The following is a 25,613-nucleotide window of genomic DNA, read 5'->3' as shown; positions in this document are numbered from 1 at the left end:
CTAATCAAAATAACAGAATGACACTGTTATTCCGAACGAAAGCAACCCATTGCAAACAACATAAAAATTGTTTATCAAAAACGGATAAAGAAAAATTAGCAATAGAATTCAATAAAATAAAGGGCTAAAGTTTTTGTAGCTTGCTACCTTACAATTTTTGATTTTTTGTGATATTGAAACGGAATTTATAGCGATATAGATTCCGTTTTTGTATTTTTGGATTTCTCTTTTCAAAATAAAAAGTATGCATTTTTTACCAGAAAATATTGATCAATATGTTGTGGAGCACTCGCAACAAGAACCAAAAATTTTACAAGAATTAAGTAGAGAAACTTGGCAAAAGGTTTTAAACCCAAGAATGTTAAGTGGTGCTTTTCAAGGTAGAATTTTATCGATGATTGCAAAATTAACTGCACCAAAAACTATTTTAGAAATAGGAACTTACACAGGATATTCTGCGTTGTGTTTTGCAGAAGGATTGGCATCCAAAGGAAAAATTATTACCATCGATAAAAATGAAGAATTAGAAACTTTGCAAAATAAATACTTTGAGAAATCTGGTTTTAGACATCAAATTGAACAAAAAGTAGGAAATGCTTTAGAGATTATTCCTACAATAAAAGAGAAATTCGATTTGGTTTTTATCGATGCTGATAAATCTAATTACGTAAATTATTTTCATCTGATTATTGATAAAATGAATCCTGGAGGTATTATTCTATCGGATAATGTTTTGTGGAGCGGCAAAGTTGTAGAAGAATTAAATCCTAAAGATTTGGATACAAAAGTACTTTTGGCTTATAACAAACTTTTAAATACAGATGACCGAATAGAAACTGTATTACTGCCCATAAGAGACGGTTTGACAATTAGTAGAGTAAAGTAATTTTTTTTATGTACTATGTTTCATTTAGTTTCTTGCAAAACTCAGTAATTTCAATGAAGTTCTAAGAAAATAAAAAATAGCAGAAACTTATAACTGTCTTTTAATAGGACCCGTTAAATCATCGATATTTTCTTTTACACTATCGATTTCTTTTTTGATGTCTTTTCCGATGCTATTATCTAAACCATGTTCTTTAGAACTGTCATTAATTTCTCTCTTAATGTCATTGGTTGCATCTTTTACTTGACGAATTCCTTTGCCCAAACCTCTTGCAATGTCAGGAATTTTATCTGCACCAAAAACCATCACCACAATTAACATGATGACAAAAATTTCAGGACCTCCAATAAATAAAAAATATACGTTCATGAGATGACAAAGATAATAGTAATTATAGTAAATTAATTCAAAACTACTTGTAAAATTGAATTTATACACTATTTTAAATGATTAAAATTTTTCTTGTAACTTGTATAAGGATTACAAAACGAGTAACTTTACCTCATAAATATAAAATTCCCCAACATGAAATCTCTAAAAAAAGTCATGGCAATCGCTGTGTTGCTGATTGGAATCTTTTCCTTTAGTGCAAAATCCTTTAGCACAAAAAACAAAACAAACCCGGAATCCCGTTTAAATTTAGAAGAAATAAACATCGTTGAAATGCTCTCTAAACAGCAGTTTGAGTGCAGACCCTCTTCAGAATTTATGTTTTATGTAGAAGCAAATCTTGTAAAAAGGATGAGAGGTGTAAATGAGATAAACGCTGAGGTGTATTTTTTTGACAAACTTTCTGGAGAAAAACGATTGTTAGCGAATGAAATCGTTCAAGTTAATACGTTTAAAGGAACTATTGTTAACCATACGTCTGAAAATGTTTTTAAGTCGATTCGTTTAAAAAATGGAGATAAAATTATTGGTACTGCTACAAAAGCACCTTATAGTTTAAATGAATTGATGCAATTTGAATCTATTTACAACAGTTATATTAGTGCTACTAATAAATTATTAGCGTTAAAAAGAACGATTTAAAAATGTAGTTTCAAAAATTACTAGATAAGATTAATAATCGTTTACTCTTGGGTTTAAAAACATCTAACTATTTTTTAACCAACATTCGCTTAATCTCATTCAATTTCATTAAGGCTTCAATAGGCGTTAAGGTATCAATATTTATGGTTAAGATTTCTTCACGAATATTTTCTAAAAGCGGATCATCTAACTGAAAAAAGCTGAGCTGCATTTCTTCATGTTGTGTTTGTTTTAACGCATTTTTAACGTCTTCGTTTTTGTTGTTTTTTTCTAATTGTGCCAATATTTTATTCGCTCTATGGATCACCATATTTGGCATTCCAGCTAATTTAGCAACATGAATACCAAAACTATGATTTGAGCCTCCAGAAACCAATTTACGCAAGAAAATAATATTGTCTTTCAGTTTTATGTAATGAAAACTATTTTTTTAATATATTTATTTCTCTTACTAAGAGTAATGAAAATGCATACTTTCTATTTTCAAAAAGCATATATATTTGCTTACAAGTAATAAAGTCATTAGCTAATAATTTAAAAACTATTTCCTAATTACAATAGGTGACTTTTAAAGAGTAAAAAAAGACTTACTATCTTAAATCAAAATATGTGACAGCTGAAAAAAGAAGTTAAATGTGGTCAGTCGAGTTTAAATTCTGAAAATAGAAAAAGTAGGATAAAATTAAAATTATATCAAAATGAAAAATTTAAAAAAAATTGCAATAATTGCTGCCTTTAGTATTTTTATAACGAGTTGTGAAAATGAGCCGATTTCTGAAGAAAAACTTACATTTGAGGAAGTAGAGGTTTTGTTTAAAATGAAATCACAGTTCACAGAATTCTCAAAAACTAATATTATAAATAAATACGGTACAGTTCAGAAATATTATGATTATTCTGTTAAGAGAAAAGAAGAAATATCTATTAAAAATAATAAATCTAAAAATTTAAGTAAAAAGGCAGTTTATAAAATTAGATGGGATTGGGCAGATGGGAATGGAGGGTTACAAACATTTGACTGTGAGGATGATGAATATATGTTAGATGCAGCAGAGGAGGCGGGTTTTGATTGGCCTTATTCAGATAGAGCTGGTGCTTCTTCAACTTGCGCGGCTTATTTACTTCAAGGTAAGGTTGACCAATCTGAACAAACTTTTTTGGACGATTGGCAATTAGCTGATGATATTATTTTAACTTGTGTAGCGTATCCAGAGGCAGATTGCACTGTTTTAATCGGTGCAGAAGAGCATATTTAATAGTAGCTACAATTTTTTTATGATATGAAAAAGATCACTTTAACATTGATGCTATATTTTACAATAGCATCATTTTTTTCACAAACAGTAAATGATAAAAAAATAGATAGAATAAACTATCTAAAAAATAGAAGAAAGAAAATAGATAGTCTTAAAAAAATAGACTTTCTAAGTAAAGAGTACAAGTATTTAAATAAAAATTTTTCTATTAATATTGATAGTATAACTTTTAACAAAGGTGTTAAAGACTTTAAATTTATAAGCGAGAGAATAAATAAATATAGCGATTCTTTAGGCGTGGTTTTAATGATAGAAATGAAAGATTGGAATGCACTAAGAATTGCCGAGTATAGAATAACATATCAATGGAAAAAAATAGGGTATTATATTTGGGAATCTGAAGAAAACTCTAAAAAATTGGGTGAAAATTTAGGTTTTACCCATCCATATCGTTTTTATGAATATTTATATAATGAGAGTATTAATTCAGAGTTTAAACTAGACTTAGTTGAAAAACTCAAAAAAAGATTGGAAACTAAATTAAACACTGCAATAAAAACTAATTCTTATAAAGAGTTTTTTAATTTAACTTTTAAAGAAAGTGAACAAAGAAAATTAGCGATGGAATTATACTATGAAAAAAAAGGTGTAAAAAATCATAAGCATTAATCCTATTTCTTAACCAACATTCGCTTAATCTCATTCAATTTCATTAAGGCTTCAATAGGCGTTAAGGTATCAATATTTATGGTTAATATTTCTTCACGAATATTTTCTAAAAGCGGGTCGTCTAACTGAAAAAAACTGAGCTGCATTTCTTCATGTTGTGTTTGTTTTAACGCATTTTTAACGTCTTCGTTTTTGTTGTTTTTTTCTAATTGTGCCAATATTTTATTCGCTCTATGGATCACCATATTTGGCATTCCAGCTAATTTAGCAACATGAATACCAAAACTATGGTTTGAGCCTCCAGAAACCAATTTACGTAAGAAAATAATATTGTCTTTCAATTCTTTTACAGACACATTAAAGTTTTTAATGCGCTCAAAAGTAGCCGTCATTTCATTCAGTTCGTGATAATGTGTTGCAAATAACGTTTTTGCTTTTGTAGGATGTTCGTGCAAAAACTCTGAAATTGCCCAAGCAATAGAAATTCCGTCATAGGTAGAAGTTCCGCGCCCTATTTCATCTAATAAAATTAAACTACGCTCAGAAACGTTGTTTAAGATCGACGCCGTTTCATTCATTTCTACCATAAAAGTAGATTCGCCCATAGAAATATTATCACTTGCACCAACGCGTGTAAAAATCTTATCAACAATACCAATTTTAGCATTTTGAGCAGGCACATAACTTCCCATTTGAGCCAATAAAACAATCAAAGCAGTTTGTCTTAAAATAGCCGATTTACCAGACATGTTTGGGCCAGTAATCATGATAATTTGTTGCTGATTTCTATTCAACACCACATCATTGGCAATATAGGTTTGATCGATCGGTAGCTGTTTTTCAATAACAGGATGACGCCCGTTTTTAATCTCTAAATCGGTACTTTCATCCATTTGTGGTCGCACATAATTGTTGTCAACTGCTAACACTGAAAAAGAACGCAAACAATCAATTTTTGCAATGATTTGTGCATTTTCTTGCACCACGTGTACAAATTGAATGATGTATTGTAATAATTTAGAAAAGATTTCTTGTTCTATTTTTTGAATTTTTTCTTCCGCGCCTAAAATTTTAGTTTCGTATTCTTTAAGTTCTTCGGTAATATAACGCTCGGCATTCACCAAGGTTTGTTTCCGAATCCATTCTGTTGGAACTTTATCTTTGTGCGAGTTTCTAACCTCAATATAATACCCAAAAACGTTGTTAAACGAAATCTTTAAACTAGAGATTCCGGTGCGTTCCGTTTCTCGAGCCAACATGTCATCCAAATACTTTTTTCCGGTGGATGAAATAGCACGTAAATCATCTAATTCTTGATGTACGTTCGGGGCAATTGCGTTTCCTTTGTTGATGTTTACCGGGGCTTCATCAAATAAAGTTTCAGAAATTTTATGAATTAAATCTTCACAAGGATGCAGTTGATGACCGAGTTCTTTTACCGTTTTATTTTTGCTTTTTTCTGCGGATGCTTTAATGGGTAAAATTGCTTTTAGAGAGTTTTTTAGCAATACAATTTCTCTTGGCGACGCCTTGCCGGTAGCAACTTTAGAAATTAATCGTTCTAGATCTGATATTTGTTTTAATTGATAAGTAACTGTTTTTGAAAAATCATCAGAATCTATAAAAAATTTTACCAATTCATGCCGATTTTTAATGGCTTCAATATTTTTTAAAGGAAGCGCCAACCAACGTTTTAACAGCCTTCCGCCCATGGGTGAAATAGTTTTGTCAATAACGTTTAAAAGCGTGACTGCATTTACAGAATTAGGATTATACAACTCTAAATTTCTGATGGTAAAACGATCCATCCAAACATAATTATCTTCCGCAATTCTGCTAATATGTTGAATATGTTTTAACTGATTGTGTTGCGTTTCTGATAAATAGTATAGCACAGCACCGGCGGCGATAATGCCGGTTTTTATATCTTCAATTCCAAAACCTTTTAAGCTTTTAACTTCAAAATGATTTTGTAACGTCTCGTTGGCATATTCCTTTTGAAACACCCAATCATCTAAATAAAACGTATAATATCTATTTTCAAACAATTCTAAAAATTGTTGTTTGTGTTGTTTTTGTACTAAAACTTCGCTAGGAGAAAAATTTTGCAATAATTTATCGATGTATTCAGCCGTTCCTTGTGCCACTAAATATTCACCAGTAGAAACATCTAAAAAGGAGATTCCGAGTTGTTTTTTTTCAAAATGAACTGCGGCTAAAAAGTTGTTCGTTTTACTTTGTAAAACTTCGTCGTTTAAAGAAACACCTGGCGTTACCAATTCCGTTACCCCACGTTTTACAATAGTTTTGGTCATTTTAGGATCTTCTAATTGATCGCAAATGGCCACACGCATACCTGCTTTTACTAACTTTGGCAAATAGGTATTTAAAGAGTGATGCGGAAAACCTGCCAACGCTGTTTCACTTTCACTTCCAGCGCCTCGTTTGGTAAGAATTATGCCTAAAATTCCCGCTGCTTTTTTAGCATCTTCCCCAAAAGTTTCATAGAAATCTCCTACACGAAAAAGCAACATAGCATCAGGATATTTAATCTTGATGGCATTGTATTGTTTCATTAAAGGAGTTACCTTTTTTACTTTTGATTTTGCCAAGAGTAGAGTTTTTTTGTTTTATGCGAATTTACAAAAGTTTAAAGTTTCTTTTGTTTCAAGTTATCCACAAAGTTTATAGATTATACAATAAAAGGATGGTAAACAAACCTAAATAGGGGCTAATAAATCTTGAATCCAAAAATTTAAACAAGAGAATTCTGTTGTTTAGTCATGTAAAGATATATAAATTTGAAATCAATTTGAAAACTGATCTAAAAATTGATGTTATTTATATTTTGGCTAAAGCCATTTTAAGGATTACAATTTTATACATCCTGCTGAAGCAGGATGCGATTCAACAGGATGAAAATTAGCAAAAAGAAATAAAAACTATCATGATCACTAGCAATGGGTTTCAACCCACTGTAAAAAAAGATAATATTTTTGGCTTAAGCCAAACCTTAAAAATTAAATATGAGAAAACTAAAAAATAACGAATTACATAGAATTTCAGTTGATGAATTTAAATCGACCCAAAAAACGCCTTTAATAGTGGTTCTTGACAATATTAGAAGTTTAAATAATATTGGTTCTGTTTTTAGAACGAGTGATGCTTTTTTGATAGAAAAAATTTATTTATGCGGAATTTGCGCAACCCCACCAAACAAGGATATTCATAAAACTGCCTTGGGCGCCACAGAATCTGTTGCATGGGAATATGTAGAGGATACTTTAGCGTTAGTTGAAAAATTAAAAGCTGAAAATGTAAAAGTTTTGGCGATTGAACAAGCAGAAAACAGCACAAAATTAGATACTTTTTATCCGAAGAAAAACCAGAAATATGCCATTGTAATGGGAAATGAAGTAAAAGGTGTGCAGCAAGCCGTTGTGAATGCCAGCGATTTTTGTATTGAAATTCCGCAATTGGGCACCAAACATTCTTTAAATATTTCTGTAACCACAGGAGTAGTGCTTTGGGATTTGTTTACCAAGTTGAAAAAATAAAAAGGATGATTGGTGTCTTTGATTGATAAACCCACTCACAAACCTTCGTTTACCGTCTTATCAAATCGAATTCCTTAACAGAGCAATAGTGATGGATTATTGTTATGGTAGATGCTCCTTTCTTAAAGTAACAAGACACTGCCCTGAAGATATACCTTCAACTGAAAAAAAAGGCTTTAAAGGTCTTTAAAATCGCTCTTGTTTTTTTTAAGCTAGTGCTAACTCTTGGAACTTCCAATTACTTTAAATTCCGGATCAGGCAGCAAAATATGTAATTTTGGTTTATGGGTGGGCCAAATAGTTAGTTATTGGAAAATCGTAGATTCTTACTTTATTTTCTTGTTCTGCTCGCCTTGTCTATTGTCCCAAAAAGAAACAATTTCAATAATATTTTCATTTATTTCATAAAAAATAAGATAAACTTTCATTGGGATTACTCGTGTTTTTTTATTTGAGGTTAATCTCCCAATATATTCACTTTTTGATAGTGTTTTTAATATTGACTCTGTTTCGGTAAGTATTTTTAAGCTGTATTTTTTTGACCCATTTCTTTCGTTATAAAACTCAAGAATTTTCTTAAGTTCAATTTGGCATTATTTGACTAAATTATTTTTTTGTCAGCCATTCTTTCATTTCGGAAATTACAACTTCATTTTTCGAAAATTCCTTAGCGCCTATTTGTTTTCTTCCGATTAAAATTGAGGTTTCCTGTTCGGAAGATAGCTGAAATAATGCTTGTTCTGAAGTGTCAAAAATTGTTTGAAGCGTTTTTAAAAAATTCAAATCTGAAGAATCTTTAATCGAAAAGAATTCCACGATGCTCTGCGTCGGGGTTTCCGTTGAAATTGTCATTCCCGTGAAAACGGGAATCAAAATAATAGAATTTTGGTTTTTGACCTTTTTAGGTCAAAATGAAACGAGCGAAATACCTTTATGGCTCTGCTTAGAGGATAGTTCGTTTCAATAAATTCTTTATTTCTTGCAATTAAATTATTTTTTATATGCGCTATCGTTTCCATAAATAATCCATTTTAATTATGAAATCTAAAATACATATTTTTATTTAAATGATAATTCGGTTTAAGTGATTTTTGTGTTTGTAGAAGAGTTTCTATTGGATGTAACTAACAAGTAATTGGACATACATTTTCTACGGCTTATTGTTTACAGTGCCTTTCACGTTCTGCGTGGTTTTCCTTTGTTTGTTATTTAGGTTGAATGTTAGCGTTGGCAAGACATACTCTTTTGTGATTTTTGGTGTAGGGTTGAGTTTAGAGAATTGTAAATGGGTGTGGTTTTTAGCGTTGGCTTATTCATACAAAGTTTTCATATCTTCTCATCTACTTTTAATTAATCACAATTTAGAAACCAATTATAAACGTCTTGTAAATAGAACTTTTTAATTTAACCAATCTTTAGATATTCCAAAAATTTCATCGAAATCACTGCCATCTCGACTTATTATTTCGTTTCCATTTAAATAATTATAAACTAAATTGAGTTTCTCAAAGTCGAATTTATTCCGGGCAAATGGATTTTCAAATAGCCAATATTTTGAATTTGGAATATTTGATGGAAAGACCTTTGTAACCATAATTCCAGTAACATTTTTTAATTTTTCTTTTCCTGAATTATAAAATATTCCATCACTGTTTCGCGTTATTTTCACGTCTTTATTTTCGGGATTCGTGGAATAACTATATTTTAAGGAACCCCAAATTACGTTTTCTATATCTATTTTTCCTGAACTTATTTTTCCTAAAGCATTTATACAAATTAAAAATGGAACCTCAAACTTCCCATAACGTTTTGCTTTTTTAAGAATCGATTGTCGAAGTGAGTTTTCACCTCCGCCCCAAAAAGTTTCTATTGGAAACATTCCAATGGGGTTTTTACTTATTTTATCTTTTTTTGATTTATTTAGTGGTAATGGCTGAATTGAAATTTTAAAATCCTTATTTTCAAATTTAATATTTGGACAACCATCGAAACCATATTTTTCCACTCTAGTTCTTATTTCTTCTGAGTCTAGTTTATTTACTTCTAGTTCTATTTTTGTGATTAATTCTTTAACTCTTGGCTGTTTTTGAGATTTAAAATTTAATTTTTCTATTCGCAAAAGGAACCCTCTTATCTTAACTTTACTTAATTGGTCATAGAATTCATTTTGACGTCGTTCAAAAGACATTTCTTCTTCTGTCTTATCCAGGCAAATTTTTGCTTCAATGTATGCTTGAAACCCATCTTTTGATACCAGAAAATCAGGTCTTTTATTTGAATTTTCAAGTTTAGGATGAATTGTAATATTAAAGCCTAGCTTTCTAAACATTTCGAAAAGGAAAAGTTCAAAAAAGGCAGAATCCAAGTCTTTTCTAAAGCGACTTTTTAGTTCTATTTTTTCTGATTCTGGATATTTTGAAAACCAACTTTCTAGAGTTACTCTAATAATCTCAATATCTTTTCGATTACTTTTGTGATAATAGTTGTATGAATTTTCGTTATTACCAGAAGGGCCATCTATACTTTCAGATGTTTTACTAAAAAGTTTTATCAATTTGTTCGTTTTTTGTATAATTAACAATGTTATTATATAAGATTAGTTGAGTGTTTTAAGTACTAAATTTAGCAAATAAAACACAAATATAAGTGAAGTGCGGAATGTCTAATGTAAATTATCTTTTACCAGCAATTTTTTTATGGCTGAGCAAATGTTTTTTTCAGAGTCAAATTTTGTTTACTCTTTTTCCGTTTTCCAAAGATTAAGAATATTATGCCACCAAGTGTATAAAAAAGAATATCATAAATGTCGGAAGTGTATTTTTCATTCACAATTGGTAGTAATATTTCAAATGCAACTGATGTGATAATAATTCCTATTATTGCGAATTTAGTTGTTATCGTAAATTCCTTTTTCAATATTTCAAAATAGTATTCAATGAATGAATACGAAACTGGAAAAAATAATAAATCATCAAGAAAGCAAATTGTAAAGTAATTTCCTATCCCAAAATATTGAAGAATTTGATTTACAAGAAAAATTAATATTGAAATTTTTAAAAACATTAAACTCCAAGTAAAGCAACAAGAAGAATAATAGCAACAAGGACTAATATAAATGTTACTAATCCACTATTTTTTTTCTGAACTATTATTTCCTGTACTGGCTGTTTTTTGTTTTCTTCTTTTTTTCGTTCCTTTCTTAATTCTTCATCGATAAATTCTCCGCAAAATTTGCATTTTTTTGCAGTTTCAAGAATACTTTCAGAACAGTAAGGGCAATTTTTCGTTTCCATATTTATTTTTCGTTTAAAATTTTTAATTTAGGTTGGTTTTGAGAATTTCCGGGTAATATTTGCTAAAGTTGTTACTTACTTTACTTCATGTTAATTTTTAATTCCTGATTCAAGAACATCATAACCGTCTAGTACATCTAAAATTCCTCTTCTTTCATTATATGTTAATGTTCTTGTATATCTTCTTAGATTGCAATCATTTGGAATACGTATAAGAGTAGTGGCATTTTTAAGAAAATAGCCTATTCAGCCAAGATTTATTTTTCTTATTAGAATTAGTTTCTGATTTAGTAAAATCCCCGGCATTACTTTTATACGGCTTTGTGCCCTTCGCTTTTTCGTTACGAATTAATTTTTCACATAGTTCACCTATTGAATTTGTTAGAGATGTTTCAAATTCTCTTGTAACATCGTCATAACCAGTTTTCGCGTGAATCAACTCGTGAATTAAAGTACCGGAATAACTTTTTAGTGATTTTAATGTTTTTCTAGAAATTATTATTGATTTTAGCTCTCCATTCCAAAGTCCTAAAGTTTCATTTTCGCTAAAAAAATCTGTTCTCATTGTTGATGAAATTTTTATTGATTTTACTTGATTTGGTAATCCACCGAATAAATCAATTATTTTATTGGTAGAATCATAAATAATTTTTTCCCTTGAATTTAGTGCACTCGGCTCGATAAAGTTAAATTCAAAGCTATCATTGTAATCATCAACGAATTGTCCTAAATCATTAATAGGGTTTCCTGATAAATCTATGGAATCATTAATTTTATATTTTAAGTTTTCGGGAATGATGATAATTTTATTCCCGTTGTTTTTAGCTTGGTCAATCATATCTGGAAATTGCATTGCTTCGAAAGAAGTTACAAATAGATATTTCCCTAATTGATTTAGAATCTTTACAGAATGTTCTTGGACATCTATCCATAATAATTCATCGTGGGCAGTTCCAATGTTTATATTTGTTAAGTCATCTGCTAGAATTTCAGCGACACCTTTTGATTTTGCATTTAATAATATTTTCTTAACAGAATTAGTATATGCAGTTCGACCAACATTTGTTCGTTCTCTGTTTAATGATTTTTTTAAAGAAGAGTTTAATTTAGTGATGTTGTAACTGAATAAAAAATTTTCTTCCTCTGCTACTTTCACTCCATTTACATAAATACTTCCTTTATCACTACTTTTGGAAACTATCTGTCCTTGTTCTGTAGTTTCTATAATATTGTCTCCAGAGAATTTTAAAAATAATTTTTTTGCTTTTTCAATATCCAAGTCATTTATGCCCACTAATTTAAATTCTGTACCGATGAAATTTGGTTTAGCTGAATCTTCTATAATTGCGTGAAGAGTGAATAAATCTTCAAAATCTTGTTTTTTTGATTTTGAAATGGTAATTCGATTAAATTTTGATATTATTTCTACTTTAACTTTATTTCTCTCAAATGTCGCTAAAGCATCTTTTAATCCAATTCCAAACCTGCCAATTACATTATCATTTGATAGCTTTTCTTTATTTTCATTTTGAGTTAAATGATTATATTTAATTCCTCTACCGAAATCACGTATAATCCACACATCATTCTCTTTATTTATCTCAACTTCATCAGTGGCAGTCAGTAATTTTTCATCTAGTGCATTGGATATTATTTCACGAATTGCGTGATATGTTTCCCAATTTTCTAGAATTTGTTCAATGTTTAAATCAAATTTCTTCATTTCTTTAGCATTGGCTACAATATGTTATGTTAGAATAAACATCCTGTTTATATTTGGTTTTTCCTCTTGATAAAATCCTTTGTATATTGGTGCAAGTAATGTAACTTGATCATACGCTGGAATATAACAACTTCATGTACATAAATTGAAATTACATCACAATACATGATTCCTGATTTTTTTCAAACCTACCATCAATAATTTAATATTCTTTACGGGTTTCCGTAATCTGGGCAATTTTTTTAAAATCTTTTAAAATCTTTTAAAATTCAGATAAAGGGACTACTGATTATCATGAAAACCAACAAAGAAGTGAACGGGAATATTCTAAATAAGCAAAAAAAAGCTATACATTTTGTACGGCTTATTTTGTATAATGCTTTTTATGTTCTACTTAGTTTTCCTTTGTTATTTAGTTTTTATCTGAGCGTTGTCTAAGAATAAGTTATTAGAAAGCATCATAAATAGAGCTTGAATATAATAGAAATATTAAAAAAACTTCCTTACCACAGCCACCCTTCTTTTAAAAACCAATCCCAAACTGTCAATTACCCCCTTATCCTTAGCAATAGATGAGTAAACAAGGCATATATCGTTGGCCTATACCGAAACACGGCACAGGTCGGAACACCATATGCTTAGTTATTGTCAACTGGCAATTACTTCGCTCTTTTAATTTTAAGTGGATTTTGTCGGGTGTCAAAAACGTCAGCAATTTTTATAAATCCATTTTTTGAATCTAATGAATAAATTAGTTTATAGTTTTTGAATACTAAATAACGATAAACATTATTTCTTTGTCTAAGAAACTCTTCTTATTGTCCAATTAATGGTGATTGCAATAATTTATCTGGTTTGTTAATGAATTTCTTTAAGAAGTTTTTTTGCAATTCTTGGACTTGCTTTCTTTTCGTAATATTGGTAAATTTCGTCAAGTTGAGTTTCAGCAAATTCAGACCAAATAATTTTCAAAGTCATTATTCGTATTTGGCTAAAAGTTCAGAACTATTTTTAAATCGATTATTTCGGAAATCAGATTCCGATTTGTCAATTCTTTTATTCAGTTCATCTTGAGTCATAGGTTTAAATATGCTATCGTTTGAGGTTTTTTTCTCTTTTTTCAAAATTTGTTCAAGACGCAAAACTACTTCTTCATTTTGAAGTTTTAAAAATTCTTGTACAAATTCTATTTTTCGAGCTTCTAAGTTCATTTTTATATAGCTTTTCATCTTTTCATCAAAGATACAAAATAACCAATTTAATTTTCTATTTTTCTTTAATTGACGAATTTCATTGCATACGGCCAACACAGATTTAGAAGTAATAAACATCCTGTTTATATTTCGTTGTTTCTTGATAAAACAGGTGCTTTTGTTCTTTTAGATTAACCCTTTAAATGTTTATTAAGGTAAACTGAAGTTGTAGATAGTATTACTAAGGGTTTTTCTCTGTAATTTGTAAAACATTTAAAAAACCATGAACATTACTTGATCCGGTACCTTTTATGTGTATCTCTAAGATTCCGCCAGCATTCGGAACCACGTTGTTTATAGAAACAAGGTCATATAAATTCTTTTTATGATCTATGGTTACTGTTTCTCCATTAATTGTTATTTCAGTAGCAGTTCCGATAACATTTCTTGAAGAAAAAGCGGTGAAGTCATATACCTTATTTTCATTTAAATTGGTGAGTCTTAATGTAGATGTAAGGCCCGCAGGTGTTTTAAAACAGTCTCTTTCTGCCTCAAATGGGAAGTTGGCTTGAGGATCTCCATTCGTTCCAGAAAAATTAGCGTCATAATTTTCAAACGGCGCTATTACTTCTAAATCTATGCCTGATTTTGTTGAAGTAGTAGTATCCATATTTGTCAATTTAGCGCCGGCTAAGTGCCCTGGTGCGTCTGGTGTGGCTAGATTATTCCATGGATAAGGAGAGATATAACTATGCAGACTTCTCCCAAAATCTATTTTTATGACTACCGAACCTAATACTACCTTAATATTCTCTAAATCTGCAGCAAGACCTTCTTTAAAGTTTCCCGGAGGTAGCGCATTTACCAATCCTTGTGCATACTCAAGATCTGATTGCGATAGAGTAGCTTTCACAGAGTTTACTGCTACGACAGCCTCTAATCTTTGATACGCAGTGGCATGGTAAGGTGGTTGATACGCAACATTAATCAATGCGGTATGATTGCCTAAATTTTGATAATTTATTTTCGAAGAATGTACATCGAATCCTTCATAAGCGATGTTCGTAATATTGGTATCTGCGTCTACAATTAAAGACAAAGCGTGTTCTAAAAACTTTGGATTTACGGCTGAAAAGTTAAACGATATCGTGGCTTTATTGCCAACGGTATGCACCGAATAGCTCGCATCTCTCGCCGAAATTAAGTATTCATAGACCATGTTAATAGGAGCCATCCAGATATTATCGGCTCCTTTAATACCGTAATTTAATTCTAAACCTTCCATCACATATTTAAAATCAAGGTATTTTAAAGAGGCTCCACCGGTAGAACCGGTTTCACTGATATCTACATTATGCACGCCAAGTGTAAACCATGCATGCTCATTGCCTACAGCAGCTAGTTTGGTATTTATAAAATCAAAATCACTTGGGGTTTTATTTACAGCACCCTCTGTCCAAATGGTAAAATCTCTTGAAAACCAGCGAGTAGCCTCATTAGCCATCCAATATTCGGCAGTAAAATCATGCCCTTTGTCTCTGCTTGGGTTGCCGATGTTGTTCACAATTTTTAGAAAACCATCAGTCTTCATTTGAGTGGTAATGGCATGATAGGAATCATCATTACTAGGCGCTGTAAAATTGTCAATCTTGATGCCTATAACCGCTTTTAGTTGGTTGTAGTTTTCTTCTATTTCATACCTAATTTGCTGGTCTCTAATCACCGGGTCATCGTCCCAACCATCAAGATCAAACTGGGTTCTTGGTGTAAATCCATGATTGGTTAATGCAAAGCCTTTTATATAAGCATCTCTTAGCATGGCCTCACTCATGTTGGCTCCGGCTGAAACCCCTATATTCTTCATATTAACATTCATCGTGGCGGCAAAAGGAATAGTAGTACCCGCGCCATCTGAATAAAATAAACCAGGATATCCTTCTGTAAGCCCATCTTGATGAATCACCGTTCCCCCAGTAAATAAGGGCACAGCCGTATTATAGGCACCAATTAAGCCATCATCCATTCCAAAAGAAAATGCAAATTCTTTATTGTATTTATAGTATGAGGTTTTTACATTTACTGTATTCGGAGGCGCATCAAAAGTAATAATTACTTTTTTTGCCTTGCTTGAATTTGCTGCTGCTTGTGAAAAAAATAACCCAGAATTGATTCCTTGCGAATAGACGAAGGAACTGAATATTAAAAATAGAGATGATATTTTTTTCATGTTCTATAAAAAGTTTTTTATAGATACCACTAAAAAGTCAGTCCCATCAAAAATAGTCGTCATTAAGTTTTTGGAGTGAGCGTTGAAATCTATGACCGGGTCTATACCATCTGGAAACAAAAATTTATCATCATAATCTAATGTCCATAGTCCAGACGCATCTTGATTTATTAAAAACATATAGGTAGCGCCTGTAATGGGATTCGTTGGATTTTGAAGTATAGCGTCTTCAGTTAATACAATTCTGTATAAATTTCCTTCGGTTCCCGTCCATGAAATAGTGCCTCCGCTTGAGGTTAATGCATGAATATCATTACTGATAACTCCTGTTAATTGCACTGTTGAATTTGCATTTAAGTACAGATTTCCTTCAATACGTTCTGCTGTTTTTGCGTGCAGTGCATAAGGAACACTTAATAATTGGGTGGTTGCTGATAGGGTGTAGGTAGTGCCACCTGTTACGTCAATCTCTGTTTTTATAAAATAGATGCCATTTGCCCAATCTATCTCAGTAAAATTGCCATTTATGATGGTACCTGTGCCTATTTCTAAACTCACTAAACCATTGGTATTGGTTGTGGGTGTTTGTGTCTCAGTATACACCGATGTTTCGCCTTGTAAGATGCTAATTTGCATTCCTATAATTTGGGAAGTTACTAAGGTATTGTTAGCGTCTCTTACCACTGCTTGGTAACTCATTTTTTCTGGCGATTGGGAAAAGGCGCTCGCTGTAATTAAGAAGGCTACTACTAGTTGAGGGAAAAATTTCTTCATAGTATTTACTTTTTAATGATTTTAAACGATTTTAAAACTTTTTGTTTTTGAGTTACTTTTAGATGATAAATGCCGATGGATGCTTGCTGCATTTTAATGGGTGTCTCTGTCTTTGAAATTTGTCCTTTCGCAATCAATTTTCCATTCAAGTCAAAAAGAAAGTACTCTAAATTTTTTAAAGGACTATCGGATATTTTAAGCACAATATCATCTGAAGTAGGGTTTGGAAACGTGGATACTGCTAAACTTACTGTGGTCAGTTCAGGATTGCTCAATGTTTGAAACTCATAAGCTTGCTGCGCTCCTTGCGCGATAGCTCCATGAGTCGTGTAAAAAATTTGACCAACTGTGTAACTTACTGATCCAGTTGTTCCTGTGCTTTCTCCTCCAGAAGCAGGAATGGTTTCTTGCGAGCACAAAGCTTGTGCAACACATAAAAGGGATGCTATGAGTATCTGTTTTTTCATGTATTCTTTTTTGATATAAAAATAGAAACTTGCAATGTATAAAGACCATTTAAAGTATTCTATGATTTTTGTTAGATTTTATGCCGTCTAAACACAGAGCGTAATTAGAAAAGAATAATAGAATTAATCTGTTATATGCTTTTATTGTTGATTTTGAAATGCAATGATACTTAAAATATACATTCGTAATTGAAGCAAAAGTAGGATAAATAATTTAGTATTACTTGCGGATTTTTGCAAAAAAAATCACTTTTAAAAAGTTGAAATTATAGACAATATTTCTGATGATTTTTAGTTCATTTGAAGCAAAAAAAGCATTCAAGAGAAATCTTGAATGCTTTTTATTTTAAAAGAATTTGTAGCAATAATTCGCTACCAAATTTTTACTCTATCATCTGGTTTTAAGTACATTTTATCACCTTCTTGCACATCAAAAGCAGCGTAAAAAGCATCAATGTTTTTAAGAGGCATATACGCTCTATACATTCCTGGAGAATGTGTATCGGTCATAATTAAGTTTTTTAACGCTTCATCACGCATTTTAGTTCTCCAAATGGTTCCCCAAGAGAGGAAAAAACGTTGTTCAGGAGTAAAACCGTCAATGTTTTCAGGCCTTCCGTTTTTGTTTAAGAAAATTTGTAAACCTTCATAAGCAGCTTGCACACCTCCCAAATCGCCAATATTTTCTCCTAAAGTATAGGCTCCATTTAAATGCATGCTATCTATAGCAATAATATCACTGTATTGGTTTACTAATTGATCGCCAACGACTTTAAATGCTTCAGCATCTTTTTCTGTCCACCAATTTTTTAAGTTTCCATCACCATCAAAACGAGCACCAGAATCATCAAAACTATGTGAAATTTCGTGTCCAATCACCGCACCAATTCCGCCATAATTTACAGCTTCGTCTGCTTTATAATCATAAAAAGGAGGTTGTAAAATTGCTGCAGGAAAAACAATCTCATTATTTACCGGATTAAAGTAAGCATTTACGGTTTGTGGAGACATTCCCCATTCCGTTCTATCGACTTCTTTTCCTAATTTAGCCATGTTTTGGGAATAATTCCATTGAGAAACATTAATAGAATTTTCAAAATAACTTCCGCCATTTTCTAGTCCTTTTACTTGTAATTCAGAATAATCTTTCCAAACATCAGGATACGCAATTTTAACCGTTAGTTTATGTAATTTTTCTAAGGCTTTTTCTTTCGTTTCTTCGGTCATCCAAGGTAATTGGGCAATTCTAGCTTCAAACCCAAGCATCACATTGTCAATCATTTCTTCTGCTTTTGCTTTTGCTTCTGGCGGAAACATTTTTTCTACATATAACTTTCCTAAAGCTTCTCCAATAGCACCATTTAAATTTCCTAAAGCACGTTCATCTCTTGCGCGTTGTTTTTTAGCCCCACGCATCTCTTTGCTATAAAATTCCCAATTGGCAGTTTCTAAATCGGTTGATAATAACCCTAAAGAATTGTTAATCGTACTCCAACGTAATAATAGTTTTATATCGGCTACAGAGCGCTCTTTAAAAACAGTACTCATGGCTTTAAAATAACCAGGGTCTGTAACGATAACTCTATCAATATCAGGAACACCAATTCCTACTAAATGCGCTTTCCAATCTATTTCGGGAGCTAATTCTGTAAGTTCTTCAACCGACATTGGGTTGTACATTTTACGCGTATCTCTTCGTTCTTCTTTCGTCATCATTGGCTCCGCTAAACTTTTCTCAAAAGCAACAATGGTCGCGGCATTTTTAGTTGCAGTGGTTTCATCAGCTCCAAATTCTTGCAACATTTTTGCCACAAATTCTTGATATTTTGCTAATTTATCCGCTACTTTTTCATCCACATAATAATCTCTGGTCATCCCTAAACCTCCAGCGCCCAAATATCCTGCGTACTCACTGCTGTTTTTTAAATCGTTATAAACACCAAACCCATAGAAATTGCCACCTCCGTATGGCGCCATTTTTGTTAAATACGTTTCTACGTCTTTTTTGGTTTTAATTTCCTCTATTTTTGCTAAAAAAGGCATTACAGGCTCTTTTCCTTGGGCATTTCTAGCCACTGTATCCATAATGGTTTGGTAATAATTAACGGCCTTTTCTTGGTCAGAATCTATTTCATTTCCTTTTGCGTCTTTTACCTTCGGAAAATTTCTTTCCTCGATAGCTGTATTTAAAATCCCTAAAACATCTGCATCTGTTTTTTTTCGCAATTGATTAAAACCACCCCAAGAGGTTTGATCATCTGGAATTTCTGTTTTGTCAATCCAATTGCCATTTACATATCTAAAAAAATCGTCTGTAGGTTTTACAGTTGTATCCATATTTTCTAAGGCGATTCCAGGAGTTTTTTCTTCTGGTTTTTCTTGCTTACAGGCAACGATTCCCAAAGAGGCAATTGCAGAAACAAGAAATACTTTTTTAAGTGTTTTCATTTTTTTTGTGTGTTAATTGATTATTATCTGAATTTAAATAATTGTATCAAAGTTAGTTAAAAAAAATCATGAATAATTATGCTTTTATTTTTTCTCTAACGGATTTGGTAATTGCTTGAATCCCATATTAAATAAAGTAAAACCAAAAATGTCTGCATATAGCTCTATCGTTTTTGCAACAGGAGTTCCTGCTCCATGACCTGCATTGGTTTCTATTCTTATCAATGTAGGATGATCTCCAGACTGCTTTGCTTGTAATTCTGCGACAAATTTAAAACTATGTGCAGGTACAACTCTATCATCATGATCTGCTGTAGTGATTAAAGTTGCAGGATATTGCACTCCCTTTTTTACATTATGTACGGGTGAATATCCTTTTAAATAATGAAACATTTCTTTGCTATCATGGGCAGTACCGTAATCATATGCCCATCCTGCGCCAGCAGTAAACGTATGATAACGTAACATGTCTAAAACACCAACGGCTGGCAAAGCAACCTTTATTAAATCGGGTCTTTGTGTCATGGTTGCACCTACTAATAAGCCGCCATTAGAACCACCGCGTATTGCTAAATACGCTGAAGAGGTGTATTTTTCTGCTATTAAATATTCTGCAGCGGCAATAAAATCGTCAAAAACATTTTGTTTTTTCATTTGGGTTCCGGCGTCATGCCATTGCTTTCCATATTCTCCACCACCCCTTAAATTGGGAACTGCATAAATACCACCTTGTTCCATCCAAACTTCGTTTGTAATACTAAAAGCAGGTTTTAAGCTAACATTAAATCCTCCATAACCATATAAAATAGTTGGGTTTTTTCCGTGTAATTTTATACCCTTTTTATGCGTAATCATCATTGGTATTTTTGTTCCGTCTTTTGAGGTATAAAATATTTGTTTGCTTTCATATGCCTTCGAGTTAAAAGCAATTGCAGGTTTCCAGTAAGATGTATAAGTTCCGGTTTTTGGATTCAATTTATAAGAAGAACTAGGAGTATTATAATTCGTAAATGAAAAATAAACGGCTTTAGCTTCTTTTTTTCCCTCAAATCCTTCAGCAGAACCAACTCCAGGTAATTTTACTTCTCTAATTAGTTTTCCGTCAAAATCATATTGAAAAACTTTAGAAACAGCATCCATCATATAGGTTGCAAAGAAATACCCTGCACCAGAATTTAACTGCAATACATGTTCAGTTTCAGGAATAAAATCTATCCAATTTTCTGGAGTAGGATTTGCGACATCTACGGTAACAACTTTTTTATTCGGTGCATTTAAATCTGTTACTACATATATTTTACTACCTGCATTTTCAATAGGATAGGTGTCACTTTCTGTATGGTCTAAAACAGTAATTAATGGACTATTTGGTTTTGAAAGATCTTTAATAAATAATTTGTTTCCTGAGGTTGATATGCGCGCTGTAATATAAAGATAGTTATTATCTTCAGAAACCTCACCACTAACATAGCGATGTTTTTCTGATGGTTTTTTACCAAAAATAATGGTATCTTCTTTTTGTGAAGTTCCTAGTTGATGATAGTATAATTTGTGCTGGTCTGTTTTTGCAGACAACTCACTTCCTTTAGGTTTGTTGTAACTAGAATAGTAGAAACCTTCGTTTTTATACCAAGAAATTCCAGAGAATTTTACATCTACTAAAGTATCTTCTTTAATGGTTTTAGATATGGCATCCATCACAATAATTTTTCTCCAATCAGATCCTGCTTCAGAAATTGTATAAGCAGCTGTTTTTCCATCTTTAGAGAAACTTAAAACACCTAAAGAAGTCGTCGCATCATCAGAAAAAGTATTAGGATCTAAAAAAATTTCTTCTTCTTCACCATCTCCTTTTTTTCTGTAGATTACATATTGATTTTGCAATCCATTATTTTTATAGAAATAGGTGTAATCTCCTTCTATAAATGGAGCTCCTATTTTTTCGAAATTCCATAATTCTGATAAACGTTCTTTTAATTGTGCACGATAAGGAATTTTATTTAAATAATTAAAAGTAACCTCGTTTTGAGCTTTTACCCAGTCTTCTGTTTCTAGACTTTGATCATCTTCTAGCCATCTGTAATTATCTACAACAGGAGTTCCAAAAAAGGAATCTACAACTGGTTTTTTTGTTGTTTTAGGATACGTCACGTTAGGATTTCTTTATTTTTTTCTTTTCTGCAAGAAACGAAAATTAAACGAGCGTAAAGAATCTGAAAAAAATAATTATTTTGGTAAAGGCTTTTATATTTAATAAATTGAGCAAATTAAGATTTAAATAAAATATAAGTATACGATTATCAATAGTTTACTGTTTTTAATGAAATTTTAAAAACGATAATTGTAATGTTTTTTCATAGAAAACGACTACCTTACTAGTAAGAAAAAAAAATTTTTAATTATGACAGAAAATTTAACAAAAGAAGCATTTTTAGAAAAAGTATTTAATTTTGAAAAAAATGATGCATGGAAGTTCGAAGGAAAAAGACCGGCTCTCATTGATTTTTATGCAGATTGGTGCGGACCTTGTAAATCCTTAGCGCCAATTTTAGAACAATTGTCTGAAGAATATAAAGGTAAAATTGATATTTATAAAATTGATACTGAAGCAGAGCAAGAATTAGCCGCAGCATTCGGAATTAGAAGTATTCCTTCTATGTTGTTTTGCCCTGCAGAAGGTGAGCCACAAATGGCAAATGGAGCGTTACCAAAAACGGAATTAGAACGTGTTATTGCCGATGTTTTAAAGGTAGAAAAACCAGTATAACTTTTATTTATCTATTTTGAGGTTGTTTATTTCAAAATCAGCAAAATATACCTTTTCATCTTTTAATTGATCAGCGTGTTTTAAGCTTCTATAAATACCCCATTTTGGTATGGCATAATTCATCGTTTCAAACCAAGTTTGAATATTATTATTTTCAATTTTAAGAATTAAATTACCATCTAAAGTTTTTAAGATTAAGCTATAAGTTCCGTTTTTCGCGTAACTTATAGTTTCCTCTGCTAAAATCCATTGATTTGTAAGTTTAGACAATTTAATACTCTGCAAAATTTCCTTTTCACCATTTTTTATATAAACAACTTCAAACTTTGGCTCTCCCTTTCTTTTTTTAGCAGTAAATATAAATAATGGTTCATTACCATCTTCTTTATGATACCTAATTTGATGAAGATCTGTATAAGATTTGGAAACTTGAAAATCTTCTTCTAATTTAAATTTCCATTTATAATTTAATTTTTCTCCTTCTTTTGCTAAAATAATTTCGTTTGATTTTTTAGTGGCTTTAATTTCATTTCGTTGTCTATTAGTTTTTTTACATCGATCATTATCATTTTTAATATGAATTATAAACTCAAATACATATTTATTTAAGTCTGAATCGAACTTTTCAGAAATATGTCTTCCAAAATCTTCATGACTACAATCTGGAACTTCTACAGCTATCTTCTTCTCATTGATTAGAACAGAATTTATCAATTCATACGTTTTACCTTTCCCATTCGCTTCAAGTTTTATTTGACCATAACCTAAAGAGTAAACGCAAAAAAGTAGAAATATGACTAGGTGTTGCGTTTTTATAGTTTTATTAAAAAATTGCTTCATTCTTATCTTTATTTTGATGATTAATTTAAAAAACCCTCGTTTTTAAAACTTTTTTAATACATAAGTTCTGTATGCATAACAAAATTATGTATATATTTGTATTTAGTACTTGGACACAAACAAATATAGAGATATAAATCACCAATAAAATGGGAAATCAAAAATTATACAAAGGTTCTTTACAAACCATTATTTTAAAGTTATTAGCAAGTAATGATAAAATGTACGGATATGAAATTACGCAAAAAGTAAAAGAACTCACCAAAGGCGAATTGAAAATTACGGAAGGTGCTTTGTACCCAGCTTTGCACAAATTAGAAGCAGATGGTTTGTTAGATGTAGAGGTTGCAAAAGTTGGGAATAGATTGCGAAAATATTATAAATTAACCGAAAACGGCACCAAAGAAACCGCCAATAAATTGGAAGAAATGCAAGAGTTTTTAAAAACGATGCAGCATTTGGTAAACCCTAAATTTAGTTTGGAGTAATATGGAAAAGCGCTATGAAATAACAGAAAAACAGTTGAATTTTTTGGAGGATTTTTTAGATAGAAAATATCCTCAAGTAAATGAAGAAGTTCGCGTTGAATTAATAGACCATTTGGTGTCTGACTTTGAAGAAACATCAGAAAACGGAAACCTATCTCAATATTTATCAAACGAGTTAGGGTTTATTAGAAGGTTTACAGATAGTAGAGTTCAATTAGTACAAGTAGATTATGATAAAAAAGTTTGGGTACAATATTTTAGTTTTTTTACAAATATAAAAAGGATTCCAATTACTCTTTTTACCTTTTTATTAATGTATTTTTTATCAGAAAACTTAAGTAATGAAGTGATTTGGCTATGCTTCTTTTTTTCTGTACTTTTTATTTATGGGTTTTCACTATTTACTTCTACTATAAAACCAAAGAAATTAAGAAAGTTTAAAGAAGTTCAGTTTTTAGGAACTGGTTTAGGGTTTGGCATCCCTTATATGATGGTAATGATTCCGTTAGTTATCGAAAATAGAGACTTTATTTCTGATTACTCTTTTGTTTTTAGTTTATACTGGTTTTTTGCATTTTCGTTAAGTATAGCCTCCTTAATTGCAATGTTTAAAGAAAAGAAAATCATTTTAGAAAAATACAAACACTTGTTAAACTAACGCTATGGAATTAACAAAAGAACAAATACAGCAAGTAGAAAATTATTTAAATTCAAAAAATATTACTTATGTAGATTTACGAATAGAAGTTTTAGATCATATTGTTTCAGAAATTGAAGATAAAATAATTGAAAATGAAGTTACTTTTCATCATGCCTTTGCAACTGCAAAACAAAACTGGAATCCGAAATTAGAAGAAGCAACAAGTATGTTTTTTGGGTTAGGTTTTTCTGCACCAAAAATTGTAATTCAGAAAGCTAAAAAAGTATATTGGAAACAGTATGTGTTTTTATTAGCATCTTACTTTTTACCATTTTTATTGTTAACTCATTTTAATTTTAAAATTGAAAACCCTACAGAGCACGTTTCTTTTATCCTTTTTAAAGGAGTTACAGTTTTAAGTTTTCTAGCTTTTATGTATATGTTAGTTTTTAGAAATTATAAATTAAAAACTACTTATAGTTTTGTGCTAAAATCGCAAAGTTTAAGTGCTTTTACTGGTTTAATTGTTTTAGCCATATTTTTTACAAAATTAAAAGAATTAAACGGCATTAACATTGGCATGTTCTGCACTTTTATTTACGCGACTTTTAGTTATTTTCATTTCTATAAAAAGCACAAAGAAGCAATTTTAAAACATAAAATTTCATAAAGTATGGAATTAACAAAAGAACAACTTTTACAAATACACAACTATATTTATGTATGTGGAATTAAGCATTATGATGTTAGGACAGAAATTGTAGATCATTTTGCCAATATCTTAGAGCCAAAATTAGATGAAAATCCTGATTTACATTTTAAAAAAGAAATTGAAAACATCCATAGAAATTTTTCTGATAGAGGGTTTAGCAAACTTTTAGAAGAGAAAACAAAATCGGTTACTAAAAAGTTTTACAAACAATCGTTACATCATTTAACAACCTTTTTTAAACTTCCTAAAATAATTATTACGGTAGGTCTGTTTTTTGTTTTATTTCAAATAATGAGTCTTTTTAAGGATACAAAAACCTTTTTTGATGTTTTAATTACAATTTTAATTTTTTCGTATCTACTAAATATAAGTGTTATTTTTTATAGAAAAAAGAACAAAAAAGAAAGTTTTCTTGTGTTAGATAAATCAAATCATTTTAATGTGGTTGCTTTGAATTTGTATCAATTATTTCATTTAGGAAATTCATTTAGAAGTAAAGAAAGTTTTTTAAATGCTGATTACAATAACATACAATTAGCCATTTTTGTAATGATTTTACTCTTCTTTTGGTCTGGAGAATATGTGTATTATCAAAATAAAAAATTAGTAAAAGAACAATATCCAAATATAATTGTTTAGCA

General features: G+C 30.8%; 25 protein-coding genes and 1 pseudogene. 10 read left to right on the top strand and 16 right to left on the bottom strand.

What is annotated here, in order from left to right; all coding sequences use genetic code 11:
- Positions 1 to 244 precede the first annotated feature (244 nt).
- Entirely contained in the window at positions 245 to 886 is a 642-nt protein-coding gene (locus tag K8354_RS15505) for an O-methyltransferase (RefSeq protein WP_223442583.1), read from the top strand.
- Between the two features lie 87 nt (positions 887 to 973).
- Here the strand turns inward: K8354_RS15505 and K8354_RS15500 are convergent, their stop codons facing one another.
- Positions 974 to 1,255 carry a Sec-independent protein translocase subunit TatA/TatB gene (locus K8354_RS15500; protein ID WP_223442581.1) on the bottom strand — a complete coding sequence of 94 codons (282 nt, stop codon included), beginning with the start codon at positions 1,253 to 1,255 and terminating at the stop codon, positions 974 to 976.
- Positions 1,256 to 1,411: 156 nt separating this feature from the next.
- On the opposite strand from K8354_RS15500, the gene K8354_RS15495 reads away from it, so the two are divergent.
- Entirely contained in the window at positions 1,412 to 1,918 is a 507-nt protein-coding gene (locus tag K8354_RS15495) for a hypothetical protein (protein WP_223442571.1), read from the top strand.
- 67 nt (positions 1,919 to 1,985) lie between these two features.
- Here K8354_RS15495 and K8354_RS15490 read toward each other — a convergent pair.
- Positions 1,986 to 2,327: pseudogene (locus K8354_RS15490) on the bottom strand (MutS-related protein); the annotation flags it as partial.
- Between the two features lie 289 nt (positions 2,328 to 2,616).
- Between K8354_RS15490 and K8354_RS18730 the strand changes: the two are divergent.
- Positions 2,617 to 3,174, top strand: a complete 558-nt coding sequence (locus K8354_RS18730) for a 2Fe-2S iron-sulfur cluster-binding protein (RefSeq protein ID WP_302850512.1) — start codon at positions 2,617 to 2,619, stop codon at positions 3,172 to 3,174.
- Positions 3,175 to 3,198: 24 nt separating this feature from the next.
- Complete coding sequence (locus tag K8354_RS15480; RefSeq protein ID WP_223442569.1) at positions 3,199 to 3,843, top strand: hypothetical protein; 645 nt, start codon at positions 3,199 to 3,201, stop codon at positions 3,841 to 3,843.
- A gap of 2 nt (positions 3,844 to 3,845) precedes the next feature.
- Here the strand turns inward: K8354_RS15480 and mutS are convergent, their stop codons facing one another.
- Positions 3,846 to 6,419 carry a DNA mismatch repair protein MutS gene (gene mutS / locus K8354_RS15475; protein WP_437440131.1) on the bottom strand — a complete coding sequence of 858 codons (2,574 nt, stop codon included), beginning with the start codon at positions 6,417 to 6,419 and terminating at the stop codon, positions 3,846 to 3,848.
- Positions 6,420 to 6,869: 450 nt separating this feature from the next.
- Between mutS and K8354_RS15470 the strand changes: the two genes are divergently transcribed.
- A complete protein-coding gene (locus K8354_RS15470; RefSeq protein ID WP_223442564.1) occupies positions 6,870 to 7,400 on the top strand; it encodes an RNA methyltransferase in 531 nt (176 codons plus the stop codon).
- Positions 7,401 to 7,726: 326 nt separating this feature from the next.
- Here the strand turns inward: K8354_RS15470 and K8354_RS18870 are convergent, their stop codons facing one another.
- From K8354_RS18870 to K8354_RS15410, 12 genes are all read right to left on the bottom strand, one after another.
- The gene (locus K8354_RS18870) at positions 7,727 to 7,972 is read right to left on the bottom strand and encodes a type II toxin-antitoxin system RelE/ParE family toxin (protein ID WP_223447699.1); all 246 of its coding nucleotides are present in this window, start codon (positions 7,970 to 7,972) and stop codon (positions 7,727 to 7,729) included.
- A 34-nt stretch (positions 7,973 to 8,006) separates the two neighbouring features.
- Positions 8,007 to 8,183 carry a hypothetical protein gene (locus K8354_RS15460; RefSeq protein WP_223442561.1) on the bottom strand — a complete coding sequence of 59 codons (177 nt, stop codon included), beginning with the start codon at positions 8,181 to 8,183 and terminating at the stop codon, positions 8,007 to 8,009.
- A 616-nt stretch (positions 8,184 to 8,799) separates the two neighbouring features.
- A complete protein-coding gene (locus tag K8354_RS15455) occupies positions 8,800 to 9,954 on the bottom strand; it encodes a hypothetical protein (RefSeq protein WP_223442558.1) in 1,155 nt (384 codons plus the stop codon).
- A 508-nt stretch (positions 9,955 to 10,462) separates the two neighbouring features.
- On the bottom strand, positions 10,463 to 10,693 hold the full coding sequence (locus K8354_RS15450; protein ID WP_223442555.1) for a hypothetical protein: 231 nt from the start codon (positions 10,691 to 10,693) through the stop codon (positions 10,463 to 10,465).
- 229 nt (positions 10,694 to 10,922) lie between these two features.
- Complete coding sequence (locus K8354_RS15445) at positions 10,923 to 12,416, bottom strand: ATP-binding protein (RefSeq protein WP_223442552.1); 1,494 nt, start codon at positions 12,414 to 12,416, stop codon at positions 10,923 to 10,925.
- A gap of 858 nt (positions 12,417 to 13,274) precedes the next feature.
- Complete coding sequence (locus K8354_RS15440; RefSeq protein WP_223442549.1) at positions 13,275 to 13,394, bottom strand: type II toxin-antitoxin system RelE/ParE family toxin; 120 nt, start codon at positions 13,392 to 13,394, stop codon at positions 13,275 to 13,277.
- The gene (locus K8354_RS15435) at positions 13,394 to 13,747 is read right to left on the bottom strand and encodes a hypothetical protein (protein ID WP_223442546.1); all 354 of its coding nucleotides are present in this window, start codon (positions 13,745 to 13,747) and stop codon (positions 13,394 to 13,396) included. The genes K8354_RS15440 and K8354_RS15435 overlap by 1 nt, the downstream gene beginning before the upstream one ends.
- 103 nt (positions 13,748 to 13,850) lie before the next feature.
- Complete coding sequence (locus K8354_RS15430) at positions 13,851 to 15,836, bottom strand: hypothetical protein (protein ID WP_223442543.1); 1,986 nt, start codon at positions 15,834 to 15,836, stop codon at positions 13,851 to 13,853.
- Between the two features lie 3 nt (positions 15,837 to 15,839).
- Positions 15,840 to 16,610, bottom strand: a complete 771-nt coding sequence (locus tag K8354_RS15425; protein WP_223442541.1) for a DUF8740 domain-containing protein — start codon at positions 16,608 to 16,610, stop codon at positions 15,840 to 15,842.
- A gap of 5 nt (positions 16,611 to 16,615) precedes the next feature.
- A complete protein-coding gene (locus tag K8354_RS15420) occupies positions 16,616 to 17,077 on the bottom strand; it encodes a T9SS type A sorting domain-containing protein (RefSeq protein ID WP_223442538.1) in 462 nt (153 codons plus the stop codon).
- 372 nt (positions 17,078 to 17,449) lie between these two features.
- The gene (locus K8354_RS15415) at positions 17,450 to 19,525 is read right to left on the bottom strand and encodes a M13 family metallopeptidase (RefSeq protein WP_223442535.1); all 2,076 of its coding nucleotides are present in this window, start codon (positions 19,523 to 19,525) and stop codon (positions 17,450 to 17,452) included.
- A gap of 84 nt (positions 19,526 to 19,609) precedes the next feature.
- A complete protein-coding gene (locus K8354_RS15410) occupies positions 19,610 to 21,676 on the bottom strand; it encodes a prolyl oligopeptidase family serine peptidase (RefSeq protein ID WP_437440113.1) in 2,067 nt (688 codons plus the stop codon).
- Between the two features lie 250 nt (positions 21,677 to 21,926).
- On the opposite strand from K8354_RS15410, the gene trxA reads away from it, so the two are divergent.
- A complete protein-coding gene (gene trxA, locus K8354_RS15405; RefSeq protein WP_223442532.1) occupies positions 21,927 to 22,292 on the top strand; it encodes a thioredoxin in 366 nt (121 codons plus the stop codon).
- Positions 22,293 to 22,295: 3 nt separating this feature from the next.
- Here the strand turns inward: trxA and K8354_RS15400 are convergent, their stop codons facing one another.
- A complete protein-coding gene (locus tag K8354_RS15400; protein WP_223442523.1) occupies positions 22,296 to 23,132 on the bottom strand; it encodes a heparin lyase I family protein in 837 nt (278 codons plus the stop codon).
- Between the two features lie 149 nt (positions 23,133 to 23,281).
- Between K8354_RS15400 and K8354_RS15395 the strand changes: the two genes are divergently transcribed.
- Genes K8354_RS15395 through K8354_RS15380 form a run of 4 tightly spaced genes read left to right on the top strand, consistent with a single transcriptional unit; the run spans position 23,282 to position 25,611 of the window.
- Positions 23,282 to 23,620 (top strand): PadR family transcriptional regulator, encoded by a 339-nt coding sequence (locus tag K8354_RS15395; protein ID WP_223442521.1) that lies wholly within the window; start codon positions 23,282 to 23,284, stop codon positions 23,618 to 23,620.
- 1 nt (position 23,621) lies between these two features.
- The gene (locus K8354_RS15390; protein WP_223442518.1) at positions 23,622 to 24,278 is read left to right on the top strand and encodes a hypothetical protein; all 657 of its coding nucleotides are present in this window, start codon (positions 23,622 to 23,624) and stop codon (positions 24,276 to 24,278) included.
- 4 nt (positions 24,279 to 24,282) lie between these two features.
- A complete protein-coding gene (locus K8354_RS15385; protein ID WP_223442516.1) occupies positions 24,283 to 24,930 on the top strand; it encodes a hypothetical protein in 648 nt (215 codons plus the stop codon).
- A 3-nt stretch (positions 24,931 to 24,933) separates the two neighbouring features.
- Complete coding sequence (locus K8354_RS15380) at positions 24,934 to 25,611, top strand: hypothetical protein (protein WP_223442513.1); 678 nt, start codon at positions 24,934 to 24,936, stop codon at positions 25,609 to 25,611.
- Positions 25,612 to 25,613 lie beyond the last annotated feature (2 nt).

Origin of the sequence: Polaribacter litorisediminis (assembly GCF_019968605.1) — a bacterium.
GTDB lineage: Bacteria > Bacteroidota > Bacteroidia > Flavobacteriales > Flavobacteriaceae > Polaribacter > Polaribacter litorisediminis.
Note: the sequence above shows the minus strand (reverse complement) of the source record. Positions and strands in the feature narration are given on the sequence as shown.